Here is a 14,924-nt window from a genome sequence, read left to right on the forward strand (position 1 = left end):
GTTCAATCGAGCCAGTCATCCCCATTTTGAACTTTAAACCCCATCTTGTCGTACTCACCTGGACCATCAGGCCCAACATCATATGTATAGGGTTGTTCTTCAGTTTTATCAGTGAAGCTTGTTGAGGCGACTGCACCAGTCAGCATACCCACCAAGCCCACAGTTCCTGCAACTGCCACTTTCCCGGTGATCTTGATCAGATCCAGGGACAGCTTACCGGCCGCCCGACGACCTTTCGGTGTGTTGAGATCGGAGAGTTTCATTAGCAGAACCCTCATGTTTTCGTGTTAGCCTATATCGGTAGATTAGTCCGATCGCCATTGCAAGGCAATTCAGCCCCAATAGGAATATGCTTCAGCGTTTTCCTTTAATGTCGGGCAAATGGCTGAATGGAGCATGAAATGGAATTATGGGTGCTCCTGCCAGGCGTTAAGCATGCGCAGTATCTCGATGACCCCGCGTAGTGCAGGGAGACATGGGGTCGAATTGCTCTGTGTACGTTTGAATGTCCGCGAGGTCAAGCTGGGCCTCGTCAGTCCACTCAACCAGCACGCTGCTACCTGCATTCCGCGATCAGACTATCGACGAGGGCCATGGCCTCATCATGGGGTAGGCGAGGCTTATCGCTCCCCATGGCTTCCTGAACCTTGATGCGAAACCAGCAGTCATAGCTATCAGCCTGCTTTTGTGTTTCGAACTCCGAGACAATGGGATCTAAAGGTGTGTTCATCATCGCTTCTTCACAATTACCCATAGTCTACTCCATCAGTGAAACGGCGTTAGGGGTAGGATGATGTAACCGAAGGCGCTGCTGATCTTTTCTTAACGGGTCGGGATCTAACTGCAAGCCTCACTCTTTCTGTATGAACCTCGTCAGCAGGCCACGAACGATTCACGGCTCGCTGAAAGGAGCTTGTCGCTTTAGTCATGTTGGATGCCATAGTACTGATCAACTTCCGAGCATAGTTCGCCACGATGGCGAGCGCCCTCTTGTTGGTGCTGCTACACGAGGGAAAGGGTTGAAAGGACAAAGGCTTCACTCAAAAGGCTATAAGGGAAGGGGTAATAAGGGTAAGGGGCTTATCCGATGATTGAAGGACAACCCCAAAGGGCTTGGAGAAAGGCAAAGGCCGCAACTATCTCGCGATGCTTGATCCTGCCATGGTCAGCCGCGTTTCATCGACTTTCAATATCCATTCCAAGGGGCTTCTGGAAAAGGATCGGAATCTGCAGCCAACGTTGTTCTGGACGCTATCAACCCGATCGTTAGCCGGGCCATGCTGTATGTCCTGCCGTTGATGAGTGATTACAGAAAACCCATTATGCATAAAATCACGTTCTGCCTAGCAGGTGTGCAACCTGTCAAGCTACTCAGTATTCGCGCCTAACCTAAGTTTCAAGAAGATGGCCTGCAAGGTAGGCAACGCGATTTCGACTTTCGCCATTTCTTAGACTCTGCGCGTAGGCCGCCATTATCGAGCGGTCCGGGGCGCTTCGCTGACAGCGCAAGCAATGCCCATCGCGATGTCGAAATCGCCTGCGCCCGTTCGTCGGTCAGGTATGGCATAAGCGGTAGATGCGATTCGCTGCGTCTTCGAGAACTCCCCTGGTCGCTGAGGTGCTGTCGGATGAGACCTTCATGCTAAAGAAACTGCTTGTCGCCGCCATCGGCGTGGCCCTTGTGATCGCCGCCATCGTCTACACCAAGTTCGACCAGTTCGGGGCGATGGGCGAGGCCGCCGAGAACATGGTGCCGCCGCCCGAGACCGTCACCGCCATGAGGGTGGACGAGGCGCAGTGGGAACAATTGATTCCCGCGACGGCCAGCGTATCCGCGGTACAGGGGGTAACGGTCAGCGCGGAGATCGGCGGGCGGGTGACGCGTATCGGCTTCGAGTCCGGTGCGCTGACAAATGCTGGCGACGTGCTGCTGCAGCTGGATACGGCGAGCGAAGCGGCCCAGCTTGCCGCGGCGGAGGCCGCCGCCGCCCTGGCCAGGGCGGACTTTAGGCGGGCACGTGCGTTGAGCCAGAAGAATGCGGTCTCGCGAGAGGCGGTCGATCGCGCCGAGGCCAGCTTCAAGGAGGCCGTCGCCCAGGTGGACAATATGCGTGCGCTGATCGCCAAGAAGACGGTGCGCGCGCCGTTCTCCGGTCGCCTGGGACTGCGTCTGGTCAATCTCGGCCAGGTGCTGCGGGAAGGCGACGCCATCGCGTCACTGCAGACGCTGGACCCGATCTATGTGGATTTTTCGGTCCCGCAGCAGCAGATCCACCGCCTGAAACCGGGACTGAGGGTGCGGGTCACCGGTGATGCCGCGCCGGGAGAGACCTTCGAAGGCGAGGTCCTCGCAATCAACCCCGAGGTCGACCCAGCGACGCGCAACGTGCGCGTGCGGGCGCGGGTCGCCAATCCGGACGAGGCGCTCTATACGGGCATGTTCGTCAATGTCGCGGTGGTGCTACCGGAAACACAACCCGTGCTGCCGGTCGTCGCCACGGCGGTGCTCTACGCGCCCTACGGCGATTCGGTGTTCGTGGTCGAGAACAGGGAAAACGCCCAAAGCGGCGAGACCGAGCGGGTACTGCGCCAGCAGTTCGTCCGCCTGGGGCGAGTGCGGGGGGATTTCGTCGACGTCACCGATGGCCTCACCGCCGGCGAAACCGTGGTGACCAGCGGCGTGTTCAAGCTGCGCAGCGGTATGCCGATCGTCATCGACAATACGCTGGCCCCCAAGGCCGAGCTCGAACCCCATCCGGCCGAGTCCTGAGGCAGGTCATGAACCACTTCACCGATCTCTTCATCCGCCGCCCGGTGCTGGGCATCGTGGTCAACCTGATCATCCTGATCGCCGGCCTCAATGCTTGGCACACGCTGAGCGTGCGTCAATATCCGCTCAGCGAGAACGCCTCGGTGCAGATCTCCACCGTCTACGTCGGCGCCAGCGCGGAACTGGTGCGCGGCTTCATCACCACGCCGCTGGAGCGCGCCATCGGCGCGGCAGAGGGCATCGATTACGTCGAGTCGAAGAGCCTGCAGGGCATCTCGATCATCACCGCGCGGCTCAAGCTCGACTATGACTCGACCAAGGCGCTGACCGACATCTCCTCACGGGTCGATCAGGTGCGCAACGACCTGCCCGCGGAGGCGCAGGTGCCGGCGATCAGCGTGCTATCCGCCGATTCGGAGTTCGCCGCCGCCTATCTGAGCTTTTCCTCCGATATCCTGTCCCAGGAGCAGATCACCGATTACCTGACCCGGGTCGTGCAGCCGCGGCTGGCCGCGGTCACCGGCGTGCAGCGCATCGAGATCTTCGGCGCGCGTACCTTCGCCATGCGCATCTGGCTCAAGCCCCAGCGCATGGCGGCGCTGCACGTCAGCCCCGCCCAGGTGCGCGAGGCGCTGGCCGCCAACAACTACCTGGCCGCCATCGGCAGCACCAAGGGTGCCCTGGTGCAGACCCAGCTCGCGGCGAACACCGACCTGCACGGCGTCGAGGATTTTCGTCGCCTGGTCATCTATCAGAAGGATGACACCATCGTGCGCCTGCAGGATATCGCCGATGTCGAGCTGGGCGCCGAGGACTACGACACCCTGGTGCGCTATTCCGGGCAGACCGCGGTCTTCGCCGGGATCTTCCCGCAGCCCAACGCCAACATCATCGAGGTGATCGAGGAGGCGCGCGCGGAGCTCGAGCGGATCAAGCAGGATATGCCGGCCGGGCTGGAAGCCAGCGTCGCCTACGACGCCTCCGAATATGTCGACAATGCCATCCACGAGGTGACCGGCACCCTGATCGACACCCTGCTGATCGTGATCGCGGTGATCTTCCTGTTCCTCGGCTCGGTGCGCTCGGTGCTGGTGCCGGTGATGGCGATTCCGGTCTCGCTGATCGGCGGCATCTTCCTGATGCAGCTGTTCGGCTTCACCCTGAACCTGCTGACGCTGCTGGCCATCGTGCTATCCGTGGGCCTGGTGGTCGACGACGCCATCGTGGTGGTGGAGAACGTCGAGCGCCACCTGCGCGAGGGCCGCGCGCCGCGGGAAGCCGCTCTGCTCGGCGCCCGGGAGCTGATCGCGCCGATCGTCGCCATGACCGTCACCCTGGTCGCGGTGTATATCCCCATCGGCCTGCAGGGTGGGCTGACCGGCGCGCTGTTTCGCGAGTTCGCCTTCACCCTGGCCGGCGCCGTGGCGATCTCCGGGGTGGTCGCCTTGACCCTCTCGCCGACCATGGCGGCGCATCTGCTGCGCAGCGCCCAGGACGAGGAGCGCGGCCTGAGCGGCTGGCTCAACCATCGCTTCGACCACCTGCGCGAGGTCTACGGTCGCGCGCTCGGCGCCACGCTCAAGGCGCGGCCCGCGGTCTATCTGGTATGGATCCTGGTGAGTCTGTGCACCATCCCGATGTTCATGTTCTCGCCCAAGGAACTGGCGCCCACCGAGGATCAGAGCGTGCTGTTCGGCATCATCAACACCGCCGCCAACGCCACCACCGACCAGAACGCGGTCTATGCCAAGGCGGCCGAAGAGCTCATGCTCGAGGTGCCCGAGGCCGCGCTGACCTTCCAGTTTCTGTTTCCGCCCTCGGTGGGGGCGACCCTGGGCGCCGACGGTTTCAGCGGCGTGGTGGTGAAGCCCTGGGGCGAGCGCACCCGCACGGTGACCCAGATCCTGCCGGAGGTACAGGCCGAGGTGGCGAAGATCCCGGGAATCCAGATGTTCATGACCACGCCGCCGGCGCTGCCCGGCGGCAGCAACTTCCCGGTGGAATTCCTGATCACTTCCACCGCGGATGCGGAGCGCCTGTTCGAATTCGCCCAGGAGTTGCGGGACCGGGCGATGCAGAGCGGGCTGTTCTTCTTCCCGCCGGACATCGACCTGAAGCTCGATCAGCCCCAGGCGACGCTGGTGTTCGATCGTGACAAGGTGGCGGCGCTTGGGCTGAGCCTCTCCCAGGTCGGTGCCGATCTGGGCGTGGCCACCGGCGGCGACTTCGTCAACCGTTTCAACATGGCCGGCCGCAGCTACAAGGTGATACCGCTGGTGCAGCGGGCCGATCGGCTCAACAGCGAGCAGCTACGCAATCTCTACATCGCCGCTCCCGATGGTCAGATGGTGCCGCTGTCGGCGGTGGCGCATATCGAGCACAGCGTCGTGGCCCGCTCCCTCAACCGCTTTCAGCAGCTCAACGCGGTGAAGCTCTCCGGGGTGAGCGCGCGCACCTTGGACGAGGCCCTTGGCTTTCTCGAGGACACCGCCCGGGAGATCCTGCCGCCAGGCTACAGCTTCGACTACACCGGCGAATCGCGCCAGCTGCGCACCGAGGGCAACAAGTTCCTGCCGGCGTTCTCGCTGGCGGTGCTGATGATCTTCCTGGTGCTGGCGGTGCAGTTCAATTCCTTCCGCGACCCCCTGGTGATCCTCGCCGGCTCGGTGCCCCTGGCGATGTTCGGCGCCCTGATCTTCACCGTCTTGAAGATGCCCGACCCCAACACGCCCTACTGGACCAATGGCTGGACCACCACCCTGAACATCTACGCCCAGGTCGGCATGGTCACCCTGGTGGGGCTGATCGCCAAGAACGGCATCCTCGTCGTCGAATTCGCCAACAAGCTGCAGCAACAGGGGGCGAGCAAGCTCGACGCCGTGCACCAGGCGGCGATGATCCGCCTGCGCCCGGTGCTGATGACCAGCATCGCCACCATCGCCGGCCACTTCCCGCTGGTGCTGGTGACCGGCGCCGGCGCCGCGGCGCGCAATTCCATCGGCCTGGTGCTGGTCGGCGGCATGGCCATCGGCACCCTGTTCACCCTGTTCGTGGTGCCGTCGCTGTATATGCTGATGGCCCGGGACCGGCATAAGGATGAAGCCAAGGCTTCCACTTCCACGCCGTCGGAGGCGGCATCCGGTCATTTGGGTCAAGGGCAAACACGCTGAAACCGTTACGCAAGAAAGCGGTGTCATGGCCGGTGCTGCTGGGATGTCAGCTCTCTTGGTCCAGATAGGCAGCGAGCCAGGAAAAACAAGACGACGGAGACCCGAACAATAGCGTTGAGCGCCTGACTTGAACTGGCCTATGATCTCAGCTTCTCCGCCACGGAACCGCATCATGATCAAGGGTCTCGTTTTTTGCTTTGCCTTCCTGGTTGCTCAGCTGCTTGTCCTGCACTATATCGACGGTCGCTTTCAAAGCAACTCCAAGGACGCCCGACAGGTCACGACCACCACTACCGTCATTCAACGAGACGAGGAAACCGAGGATCAGGACGCCCAATCTTGATCTCTGGCGTGATGGTAGGCGTTACCCGGTCCGGCGCTTCAGTTCCTTTATCGTCGAAATAGCCAGGAATAGGATGGTAAGAGGCAGCACGGCGTACAGCATGATCTGTGTCAGCCCTGACAGAGTATCGTGCTGCGAGGCCGCCAGGATCAGATAGAGGGTATAGGCGACGTAGTAGCCCAGCAGCAGCGCGCCTTCCCACCGACTGATGGTGCTACCGGTAAAACAGATCGGCAGGCAGATCAGCGCGACGGCTATCATCACCGGTATATCGAAACCGACCATGGCCGGGGTTACGTCGATGCCTGACGGCGCCAGCAGGCTGGTCACGCCAAGCACGCCCAGCAGGTTGAACACGTTGCTTCCCACCACGTTGCCTATGGCGATATCCCGCTCGCCTCGCAGGGCCGCAACGAGGGAGGTCACCACCTCGGGCAGCGAGGTGCCCGCGGCCACGATGGTCAGGCCGATCACCTGCTCGCTGATGCCCAGGTAGCCGGCAAACGCCACGGCGCTATCGACCAGCCAGCGCGACCCGATCACCAGCAACAGCAAGCCCGCGACGACCAGCACCGAATTGACCAGCCAGGCGCCGTCGGTCTGGGTCCTGGCGCCGTCTTCATCGGCCTCCCTGGCGCGGGCGCGGCTATTCTGGTACAGCAGAAAGCCCAGGTAGGCGATCAGCCCGGACGCCAGTAGCAGGCCATCCAGCCGGCTCAGCCGCTCATCAAGCGCCAGCAGAAAAAGCGCGACCGACAGCAGCACCATCAGGGGGATATCGAAGCGTATCAGCTGCTGGGCGACCAGCAGCGGCGTCACCAAGGCCGAAAGCCCGAGAATGAACAGCACATTGAAGATATTGCTGCCTACCACGTTGCCCATGGCGATGGCCGCCTGGTCCGCAAAGGCGGCCTTGATGCTGACCGCCAGCTCCGGCGAGCTGGTGCCGAAGGCCACGACCGTCAGGCCGATGATCAGCGAGGAAACCCCGAAACGCGCCGCCAGCCGGGACGCTCCCCGAACCAGCATTTCGGCACCGACCAGCAGGAAGCCAAGCCCCGCCAGAAACGCAATGTAGCTCATCCCTTCCTCCAGAAGTCTTGGGTTCCATTACGCAATGCGCCTGGAGCGTCCATGGCAGCGTGATAGAGCCGAGTCGACCACGAGACGTGGACTCTCATGACTTATAGAGAAGGCGAAGAAAGGAAACAACATTTCGCTCAAGCGAGCCATATCGCGACGATCGAACATAGGGTGGAGATCAGGGTCGCGATCGAGCGCAGGTGATTCCAGCGCACCCATTTCACGAGATACATCGCCCAGGTCGCCCCGCCTTGCTCGCTATCGGAATCGACCGCGGCGAGGCGATCGTTCAGCGGCACGTTGAAGGCCAGGGTGATGCTGATACCGCCGATCAGGTATGCCGTGCCACCGGCGATTGCCCAGGCGAGCGAGGCGGGGTCGAGTTGCCGCCATCCGAGGACGACGGACAGTGCGAAGGCGGTGCCGGTGCCGAAGAAGAGATGAGAAACGCCGGATTGAGGATGGCCCGGTTGATCGCCTGCATGGCGGCGATGCCGGCCGGCGTCGGAATCCGCGCCAGGGCCCGCATCATGAAGTTCGAGAAGACACAGAACAGCCCGGCGATCAGGCCGCTGCCGAGTGTAGCCGCGATAAGCAGGATAAGTGCGATAGCGTTCATGGTCTGCCGTGTGGGTCGCTATGATTGTTGGGCGACAACTGCACCTCGCGGTAGGTTTCTTCCGCGAATTCAATAAGACAGAACCCGTGGCCAAACGGATCCGAGAAGGTGACACATTTCGAGCCCCGCCATTCGGTGTATTCACTTTCCCGATTCGCTCCCGCGCCAAGGGCGCGTTCTGTGGCTTCCTCAGTATCTTCCACTACAAAATCAAGATGTACCGGCGTCCAATGCCGGGAGTAGGTACGCCTTTCCGATAGCGTACTTGCCGCTTTCGAACCTGAAGGAGTTTTCAGCAGGTAAATGACGGACGACGCGCCGGTAAGCTCTGCGACGTCCTCATCCAGCGTGCGGCTGTGCGTTAGTCCCAGGGCAGCCGTGTAGAATGCGATTGCCGGGGCGAGGTCGGGGACGTCGATGTTTACCAGGATTCTCATCGCTTGTGACCTTATTATTGACATCTAACGTGATGGTTCCTTCGATGGCGTTTCCGCCTTGGCGAGCAGGTCGCTCATGCCAGCAGTAGGGCGGATTCGCGGGCTGACGGGCGACAGGGCTCGAGTTCGACAATCGGCGCGCATCTTCGCCATGCGCACATCTGGCTCAAGTCCGAGCGCATGGTCATCCTCGCCTGCAGGAAAGCAGCTATCCTTGATAGTCTCGGTTGGCGCGATGGCGTGGCCAGCCGGGACGACGAGTTTCATCGTCGAAGAGACGTTTGGACGATTGTTTCTTCATACACAGGAGTGTGCACCAATGAATACTCATTCTGGTTTCACCCATCGCTTCGGTCTTTCAGCACGGATCGCATCCACTGCCTTCGGAGCCGCCCTCACACTGCTGATTTCTTCATCGGCACTCGCGGACGCCGCCCAGGAAGTGAAGACGGCGGCGCAACATGCGGGTTTCGCGGCCGAGGCGAGCGACATCGCGGGGGTGCAGATGCATCTGCATCACACCTTGAACTGCCTTGTCGGGCCGGATGGCGAGGGCTTCGACGCCGACGAGATGAATCCCTGCCAGGACATGGGCAAGGGCGCCATTCCCGATACTACGGACGACGCTCAGAAACAGACGTTGGAGAAAGCCGCCGAGCAGGTACGTACCGGGCTCGATAGTGACGATCTCGACGAGGCTCGACAGGCCGCCAAGGACGCCAACGAGATGCTCGAGTCTCAGGCAATGTAATCGCGGTCCGCACGGACCGAGCCCGGAGGAGGGAAGGTGTAAGGGCTGTCATGGCGTCTGAATCTCCCTTTGGAGGAGGTGATCAGGGGACGATGCGCCGGTATCGAGAGTCCGTGCCAGGCGCTCGAGGGTCTTATCGAAGCGCCTTGGCTCCTCGAAGGGCGGGTTGTGCGCCGAGTGTCCGAACCAGATTAGTCGCTTCTCCGGCGCCTCGAGTGCCTTGAAGTAACGCGCGGCGATCGCCGAGCCCGCATGATGATCGTAGCGCCCGAGAAGGAAGAACACCGGCACCTCGATTCGCGGTACCGAGCGCGTGAGGTCCAGGGTAAGAAGCTCGGGGGTCATCGCCTTGAGCGATACCTGGTTGGCGCGAATGAAGCGCGAAATCTCCCAAGGCGTCACGAGGCCGCGCAGCACGCCCGTCACCAGTACCCAAAAGCGGTTGGGCTGGCGGTGAAAGACGGCGCCGTACCGATCCGCCAGCGACTCTATTGCCAGCACCTGGTCCGCCGTTTCATAGGGCGGGGGCCCGATCTCGCGCAGGCGTGTCAGCGCGGCCTCGTCCCGTTGTCGTGTCGCCTCGCTAAGGATGAACGCGTATTCCTGCCGCTGGGATTCGCGTGGCGAGATCAGCGGCGCCACCGCGATAAGGGCGGCCACCTTCTCGGGATGGCGTTGAGCATAGAGGAGGCCGAGCATGCCGCCCCAGGAATGGCCGACGAGGATGATCCTGTCGCGATCGAACGCGCGCCTCAGATGATCGACGATCACGTCCAGGTCGGCCAGGTGGCGCGCCACGGTGAGGCGCCGCGGATCGGCCTTTGGATCGAAGGAGCGGCCCGCGCCGCGCTGATCCCAGTAGGCGACCACGAAATGCTTCTCCAGGTCGTTGTTGTAATAGCGAAACAGCGGGCGCTCCGCGCCGCCCGGTCCGCCGTGCAGCCACAGCAGGACCGGTGCGTGCCGGTCCGCGCCCCGGGTCATAAGAAAAAGCCTGGCGCCGGCCACGGTCAGGTATTCGGTGCGGTGGAGCGGCACGGACGGCTCGGGGCGTCCGGCCTGGGTTCCCGTCGGCCCGCTCGAACATCCCGCAAGCAAGACCAGCAGCACGATCAGTGCTGTCGCGGAATAATGGCCATACCTTCCTGCTTTCATGCTCGATGGTCGGAGGCGACAACGCTGCATGAAGAAGCTGAATCGCATGAGGTGTCATCCGACGGCATCTGCGCTTTTGCACAGCCCGCCGCCCGGCCCGCCATGTAACGTCTGAATTAAACTGACCGACGAAGCGGGTTCGGCTTGATTGAATTATTAGACAGCCCCGCCTGCCACTGCTCTCGGCTAATCTGCCACTCGATCTGACGCCAGCCCCTAGCTACCATCCAGTCTGGCGTTGGTCGCTCCACGGAGACCGCACCGAGCGAACCCGCCAGGCGTGCAACCTTAGCGTTTGCGCTAACGGTGCTGCCATAGATCTCCGTAAGCTCCAGATCGCTGAATCCAAAATTTGCAAGGCGTTTCATCACCTCGAGAGCATAGCCGTAGCGCCCCCAGTACTCCGGGGCTAGCTCGACGCCAAGCTCTGCTCTACCCGGCTCAGCACCCTTGCCGCGCAGCCCACAGCAGCCTACGAGGGTGCCACCGCGCCGAATGATGGCAAGTTGATAATTGAGCCGAGGAGTTTCGAATGCCCATGTCCTGAACAGTTCAATGAGTTCAGCGGCAAGCACGGGATTGGTTTCATCAGGGCCATATAACTCTGTCGATCGAGGGTCAGCGTGATACGCCGCAAATGCAGGCAAGTCAGCATCCACGAAATCACGGAGAAGAAAGCGATTTGTTGTCAGCTGCATGGGATGAACCTATATAGACTTTCTAAACCAGAGCAAAATCGACGTAAGATCAATATCACCAGTAGCATGGGCCGATGAAACCCGCGAAACGGATTTGCTTCGGTGCAGGTCGCAGGTTTGTCAACCGGAAGGTTCACTGTCGCCCTCTAGAAAGTGTGTATAGCGGCGCTGCATCTCGTCATTAAGGACATCCTCGATGTAATGACCGATCAACCAGCGATGGCCGAAGGGGTCGAGGAGGGATCCGGAGCGCTCACCGTAAACATGGTCTTCCGGCGCTCGCTCGAGTGTCGCACCGGCCTGGAGCGCCCGCATGATCATGGCATCGGCATCGTCCACGTGCAGATGGATCGTGACCGGTGTATCACCGATGCTCGAGGCCGAATGGATGCCGTATTCGGGAAACTCGTCGGAGAGCATTAGCGTCATCGGGCCGAATGCCAGCTCGGCGTGACCAATACGGCCAGCAGGTTCGGTGAGGCGGCATGTTTCGGTCACATCGAACGCACGCTGGTAGAAATCGATGGCGGCAGCTGCGTTTGTAACGCAAAGATAGGGAAATACCTCTTCGATTCTCATCAGACTTTCTCCTGTGAGTGCCTGACAGTTAGGATCGTCGCCGTTTTACCGTACATGCCGCCGCCCGTGCCAGCAGCAGGGCGCGTTCCCGGCCGTTGCGGGTAAGGGTGGCGGCGCGTTCGAACTCGGCGCGGGCCTCGGGGATGCGGTCGAGTCGGGCGAGCAGGTCGCCGCGCACGCTGGGCAGCAGATGGTAGTGCGCCAGCGTCGGCTCCGTGAGCAAGGCATCGACCAGTTCCAGCCCCGCCGCCGGCCCGAAGGCCATGCCGACGGCGACGGCACGGTTCAGCGCCACCACCGGCGAGGGCGCGATCTGGACGAGGGCCTCGTAGAGCGCGGCGATGCGCGGCCAGTCGGTTTTCTCGTAGACCGCGGCCCGGGCGTGGCAGGCGGCGATGGCGGCTTGCAGGGTATAGGGGCCAAGCACACCGGGCAGGGCTTCGGCGCGTTCGAGGGCGGCCAGGCCGCGGCGAATCAGCAGCCGATCCCAGCGGCTACGGTCCTGATCCGGCAGCAGGATGGGGTCGCCGTTCGTATCCACCCGGGCGGGCAGGCGCGAGGCCTGGATCTCCATCAGTGCCGTCAGGCCGTGCACCTCGCTCTCCTCCGGCATCAAACCGGTCAGCACCCGGCCCAGGCGTAGCGCCTCGTCGCACCATTCGGGTCGTGTCCAGTGGTCGCCGGCGGTGGCCGCATAGCCCTCGTTGAAGATCAGGTAGATGACCTCGAGCACCGAGGCGAGTCGGGCCGCCAGTGCCGCGCCCTCTGGCACCTCGAAGGGGACGTGCGCTTCAAGCAGGGTGCGCTTGGCGCGCACGATGCGCTGGGCGATGGTCGTCTCGGGCCTGAGATAGGCCCGGGCGATCTCCTGCGTGGTGAGGCCGCCGACCACCTTCAGCGTCAGGGCGGCCCGCGCATCCGGGGACAGAATCGGGTGGCAGGCGGTAAAGAGCAAGCGCAAGACGTCGTCGTCGATGTCGTCGTCCAGCGCGGCATCGATCCTTTCGGCGAAGACCTGCTCGGCCAAGGCGTGGTGGGCATCCAGCTCCCGGGCGAGTTCCACATGCTTGGGCGCGGCCATGGTCTGGTGGCGCAGATGATCGAGCGCCCGACGCTTGGCCGCGGTCATCAGCCAGGCACCGGGATTGTCGGGAAGCCCCCTGCTGGGCCAGGCTTCCAGTGCGGCAAGCAGGGCGTCCTGGGCAAAGTCCTCCGCCTGGTCCAGGTCGTGGGTCAGACGCGCGACCCCGGCAACGACTCTGGCCGATTCGATGCGCCAGATCGCCTCGATGGTCGCGCCAAGCTCCTGGTCCGTCACGCCGTGCTCCCGGGTGCCCCCGTCATGTGCACCAGCTCCCAGATATGACCGTCGAGATCCTGGAAACCGTGGCCATACATGAAACCGTGATCCTGTGGATCATTATAGGTCGAGCCGCCGGCGGCGAGCGCCTCGCGCACCATGGCGTCCACCGCCTCGCGGCTCTCCAGCGCGAGCGCCACCAGCACCTCGGTGACGGCGTGGGCATCGCTCACCGGCAGCGGGGTGAACTCGGCGAAGCGCTCCCGGGTGAGCAGCATGGTGAAGATGTTGTCGCCGATGATCATGCAGGTCGCCGTGTCATCGGTGAACTCGGGGTTGAAGGTGAACCCCAGCCGGGTGAAGAAGGCGATCGACGCCTCGAGATCGGCGACCGGTAGATTGACGAAGATCTGGCTGGCCATGGCGCATTCCTCAGTTCTCCGAAAAAAAGTCCTTGGCGGCGGTCTCGATTTCTTGCGAACTCAAGTCGCGGATATGGGTGGCCACCGACCACTCGTGACCGAAGGGATCGACGAGCTTGCCGTAGCGGTCGCCCCAGAACATGTCCTCGACGGGCATGGCGACGCGCGCCCCGGCCGCGACCGCCTGGGCGACGGTGGCATCGACGTCTTCCACGTACAGGTGCACGGTGACCGGCGAGCCCTTCAGCGACAATGGACTCGACATGCCCCAGTCCGGATTCTCGTCGACCAGCATCAGCGCCGAGTCGCCGATACGCAGCATGCCGTGCATCAGCTTGCCATCAGGCCCCGATAGGCGGCCCTCGTCCGTGGCGCCGAAAGCCTGGATATAAAAGTCCATCGCTGCATTGGCGTCGCGGCAGACGAGGTGCGGGGTAAGGCTGTGCATGCCCTCGGGGATGGGCTTGACCTGAGTGCTCATGGGTAATTCCTCGGATATCGGGTTCGGCCCGCTCACGGTAGGCTCGTCTTGACGACGAATCACGCGGGGCGAAATCGACATCCGGTCAGGCGTCAGGCCGGTTTTCGCTGCCACCGATGGCGATATCGAAGTGCAGGGTGTCCTCGCGCTTTCCCAGCTTCGTATATAACGCGATGGCCGGCGCGTCCTCGATGCCGGTATCGGCCTGCACGAATATGACATGGACACCGCGCTCGGCGGCGATGGTTTTCAGGCGCTCGATCAAGGCCGTGGCGATGCCCTCGCGCCGGTGTCCCGCCGCCACGGCGAGATCGTAGAGGTAGATTTCGCTGCGTTCCTGCTCGAACTTCCTGAGTTCGTAGGCCGCGATACCACCGACCACCTCGCCGCCCTTCAAGGCGGTCAACGCGATGAAAGAATCGCCGCCAAGCAATCGCCGTAGATAAGCCTCGCTGGGGCGATGCGCGGTATAGGTGTCGATGTCGTCGAAGGCCTCGCCAAAGGTCGTCAACAACGCTTCCATCAGCGAGACGTCATGCGGTGTGAGGTGGTGAATAGCGACTGACATGGTTACTTCCGGGTTAGCCGAAGAACAGCTGTCGTTAGGGTCGGCAAATGGTATTTGGCTTGTCTGAAAGCTGCCTAATGCTGGCGTTAGAGGGGTGAGCCGGACTCAATCCTCGATTGCCTCAACGCCAAGTTGCCTAAGTCGCTCAAGGTGGTCCTTCATGGTTTTGAGCTCTTCGGCGAAGTGCCCCTGCCAACCCGTGATCTCACCCGTGATCCGAAGCGGATCCCGGGAACGGTATGACTTCGTCGGATTACCCGGGTACTTCTTGTCCGTCAGGTTGGGATCATCTTCAACCGGGCCGGTCGGTTGCACCAGGTAGATTCTGCCGAGGCCCTCGTCGAGGGCCAGCTCGGCCCCCAGATGGCGGCATCCAAGGTGGCGGTCAGGTAGACATAGACCGCCTTCTTTCTCTTGCCGTAGTTAGAATTATAGCCGGGCCCAATCAGGTCCCCCGGCTTCAGGTCGACTTTCGTGCCATGGTAGAACCGCTGCGAGCTCAAATTGTCGATGGCTGCCATCGGTTTGTCCCTTGTGCCGTCCGGTTG

At 62.2% G+C, this 14,924-nt stretch carries 17 protein-coding genes and 1 pseudogene; 4 read left to right on the top strand and 14 right to left on the bottom strand.

Going from position 1 to position 14,924, the window contains the following annotated elements; all coding sequences use genetic code 11:
* Positions 1–2: 2 nt before the first annotated feature.
* A complete protein-coding gene (locus FGL86_RS11475; protein ID WP_147184679.1) occupies positions 3–263 on the bottom strand; it encodes a hypothetical protein in 261 nt (86 codons plus the stop codon).
* Positions 264–556: 293 nt separating this feature from the next.
* The gene (gene relB / locus FGL86_RS11480) at positions 557–754 is read right to left on the bottom strand and encodes a type II toxin-antitoxin system RelB family antitoxin (RefSeq protein ID WP_246131608.1); all 198 of its coding nucleotides are present in this window, start codon (positions 752–754) and stop codon (positions 557–559) included.
* 885 nt (positions 755–1,639) lie between these two features.
* Between relB and FGL86_RS11485 the strand changes: the two genes are divergently transcribed.
* The 3 genes from FGL86_RS11485 (at position 1,640) to FGL86_RS17940 (ending at position 6,283) form a co-directional block, all read left to right on the top strand.
* A complete protein-coding gene (locus FGL86_RS11485; RefSeq protein ID WP_147184680.1) occupies positions 1,640–2,770 on the top strand; it encodes an efflux RND transporter periplasmic adaptor subunit in 1,131 nt (376 codons plus the stop codon).
* A gap of 8 nt (positions 2,771–2,778) precedes the next feature.
* Positions 2,779–5,940 (top strand): efflux RND transporter permease subunit, encoded by a 3,162-nt coding sequence (locus FGL86_RS11490; protein ID WP_147184681.1) that lies wholly within the window; start codon positions 2,779–2,781, stop codon positions 5,938–5,940.
* 172 nt (positions 5,941–6,112) lie between these two features.
* Entirely contained in the window at positions 6,113–6,283 is a 171-nt protein-coding gene (locus FGL86_RS17940; RefSeq protein WP_186764388.1) for a hypothetical protein, read from the top strand.
* Between the two features lie 21 nt (positions 6,284–6,304).
* Here FGL86_RS17940 and FGL86_RS11495 read toward each other — a convergent pair whose 3' ends face one another.
* The 4 genes from FGL86_RS11495 to FGL86_RS11505 all read right to left on the bottom strand — a co-directional run bounded on the left by FGL86_RS11495 (position 6,305) and on the right by FGL86_RS11505 (position 8,422).
* Positions 6,305–7,366, bottom strand: coding sequence for a calcium/sodium antiporter (locus FGL86_RS11495; RefSeq protein ID WP_147184682.1), 1,062 nt, complete (start codon positions 7,364–7,366; stop codon positions 6,305–6,307).
* 137 nt (positions 7,367–7,503) lie between these two features.
* Positions 7,504–7,776, bottom strand: a complete 273-nt coding sequence (locus FGL86_RS18175; RefSeq protein ID WP_246131798.1) for an anthrone oxygenase family protein — start codon at positions 7,774–7,776, stop codon at positions 7,504–7,506.
* On the bottom strand, positions 7,698–7,985 hold the full coding sequence (locus FGL86_RS18180) for an anthrone oxygenase family protein (RefSeq protein ID WP_246131827.1): 288 nt from the start codon (positions 7,983–7,985) through the stop codon (positions 7,698–7,700). Before FGL86_RS18180 ends, FGL86_RS18175 begins: the two co-directional genes overlap by 79 nt.
* Positions 7,982–8,422 (bottom strand): VOC family protein, encoded by a 441-nt coding sequence (locus FGL86_RS11505; RefSeq protein WP_147184683.1) that lies wholly within the window; start codon positions 8,420–8,422, stop codon positions 7,982–7,984. Before FGL86_RS11505 ends, FGL86_RS18180 begins: the two co-directional genes overlap by 4 nt.
* Before the next feature lie 319 nt (positions 8,423–8,741).
* On the opposite strand from FGL86_RS11505, the gene FGL86_RS11510 reads away from it, so the two are divergent.
* Complete coding sequence (locus tag FGL86_RS11510; RefSeq protein ID WP_147184684.1) at positions 8,742–9,173, top strand: hypothetical protein; 432 nt, start codon at positions 8,742–8,744, stop codon at positions 9,171–9,173.
* Positions 9,174–9,221: 48 nt separating this feature from the next.
* On the opposite strand, the gene FGL86_RS11515 is transcribed toward FGL86_RS11510, so the two are convergent.
* The 8 genes and pseudogenes from FGL86_RS11515 to arr form a co-directional block, all read right to left on the bottom strand.
* A complete protein-coding gene (locus FGL86_RS11515; RefSeq protein ID WP_147184685.1) occupies positions 9,222–10,376 on the bottom strand; it encodes an alpha/beta fold hydrolase in 1,155 nt (384 codons plus the stop codon).
* 68 nt (positions 10,377–10,444) lie between these two features.
* Positions 10,445–11,026: a GNAT family N-acetyltransferase gene (locus tag FGL86_RS11520; protein ID WP_147184686.1), complete on the bottom strand. Its 582-nt coding sequence runs from the start codon at positions 11,024–11,026 to the stop codon at positions 10,445–10,447.
* Between the two features lie 120 nt (positions 11,027–11,146).
* The gene (locus tag FGL86_RS11525; protein ID WP_147184687.1) at positions 11,147–11,605 is read right to left on the bottom strand and encodes a VOC family protein; all 459 of its coding nucleotides are present in this window, start codon (positions 11,603–11,605) and stop codon (positions 11,147–11,149) included.
* Between the two features lie 28 nt (positions 11,606–11,633).
* On the bottom strand, positions 11,634–12,923 hold the full coding sequence (locus FGL86_RS11530) for an RNA polymerase sigma factor (protein WP_147184688.1): 1,290 nt from the start codon (positions 12,921–12,923) through the stop codon (positions 11,634–11,636).
* Positions 12,920–13,327: a VOC family protein gene (locus tag FGL86_RS11535; RefSeq protein ID WP_147184689.1), complete on the bottom strand. Its 408-nt coding sequence runs from the start codon at positions 13,325–13,327 to the stop codon at positions 12,920–12,922. Before FGL86_RS11535 ends, FGL86_RS11530 begins: the two co-directional genes overlap by 4 nt.
* 10 nt (positions 13,328–13,337) lie before the next feature.
* Positions 13,338–13,844, bottom strand: a complete 507-nt coding sequence (locus FGL86_RS11540) for a VOC family protein (RefSeq protein ID WP_246131609.1) — start codon at positions 13,842–13,844, stop codon at positions 13,338–13,340.
* Positions 13,845–13,893: 49 nt separating this feature from the next.
* Positions 13,894–14,376 carry an AAC(3)-I family aminoglycoside N-acetyltransferase gene (locus FGL86_RS11545; RefSeq protein WP_147184690.1) on the bottom strand — a complete coding sequence of 161 codons (483 nt, stop codon included), beginning with the start codon at positions 14,374–14,376 and terminating at the stop codon, positions 13,894–13,896.
* A 105-nt stretch (positions 14,377–14,481) separates the two neighbouring features.
* Positions 14,482–14,897 (bottom strand): annotated as a pseudogene (gene arr, locus FGL86_RS11550) (NAD(+)--rifampin ADP-ribosyltransferase).
* Positions 14,898–14,924 lie beyond the last annotated feature (27 nt).

It is taken from the genome of Pistricoccus aurantiacus (genome assembly GCF_007954585.1).
GTDB lineage: Bacteria > Pseudomonadota > Gammaproteobacteria > Pseudomonadales > Halomonadaceae > Pistricoccus > Pistricoccus aurantiacus.

Excerpts from the sequence above, each read along its gene's own strand:
- FGL86_RS11505 (WP_147184683.1), bottom strand. The coding sequence starts at position 8,422 with ATGAGAATCCTGGTAAACATCGACGTCCCCGACCTCGCCCCGGCAATC.
- FGL86_RS11475 (WP_147184679.1), bottom strand. The coding sequence starts at position 263 with ATGAAACTCTCCGATCTCAACACACCGAAAGGTCGTCGGGCGGCCGGT.
- FGL86_RS11525 (WP_147184687.1), bottom strand. The coding sequence starts at position 11,605 with ATGAGAATCGAAGAGGTATTTCCCTATCTTTGCGTTACAAACGCAGCT.
- FGL86_RS11485 (WP_147184680.1), top strand. The coding sequence starts at position 1,640 with ATGCTAAAGAAACTGCTTGTCGCCGCCATCGGCGTGGCCCTTGTGATC.
- FGL86_RS11510 (WP_147184684.1), top strand. The coding sequence starts at position 8,742 with ATGAATACTCATTCTGGTTTCACCCATCGCTTCGGTCTTTCAGCACGG.
- FGL86_RS11520 (WP_147184686.1), bottom strand. The coding sequence starts at position 11,026 with ATGCAGCTGACAACAAATCGCTTTCTTCTCCGTGATTTCGTGGATGCT.
- FGL86_RS18180 (WP_246131827.1), bottom strand. The coding sequence starts at position 7,985 with ATGAACGCTATCGCACTTATCCTGCTTATCGCGGCTACACTCGGCAGC.
- FGL86_RS11490 (WP_147184681.1), top strand. The coding sequence starts at position 2,779 with ATGAACCACTTCACCGATCTCTTCATCCGCCGCCCGGTGCTGGGCATC.
- FGL86_RS17940 (WP_186764388.1), top strand. The coding sequence starts at position 6,113 with ATGATCAAGGGTCTCGTTTTTTGCTTTGCCTTCCTGGTTGCTCAGCTG.
- relB (WP_246131608.1), bottom strand. The coding sequence starts at position 754 with ATGGGTAATTGTGAAGAAGCGATGATGAACACACCTTTAGATCCCATT.
- FGL86_RS11545 (WP_147184690.1), bottom strand. The coding sequence starts at position 14,376 with ATGTCAGTCGCTATTCACCACCTCACACCGCATGACGTCTCGCTGATG.
- FGL86_RS11495 (WP_147184682.1), bottom strand. The coding sequence starts at position 7,366 with ATGAGCTACATTGCGTTTCTGGCGGGGCTTGGCTTCCTGCTGGTCGGT.
- FGL86_RS11535 (WP_147184689.1), bottom strand. The coding sequence starts at position 13,327 with ATGGCCAGCCAGATCTTCGTCAATCTACCGGTCGCCGATCTCGAGGCG.
- FGL86_RS11515 (WP_147184685.1), bottom strand. The coding sequence starts at position 10,376 with ATGCGATTCAGCTTCTTCATGCAGCGTTGTCGCCTCCGACCATCGAGC.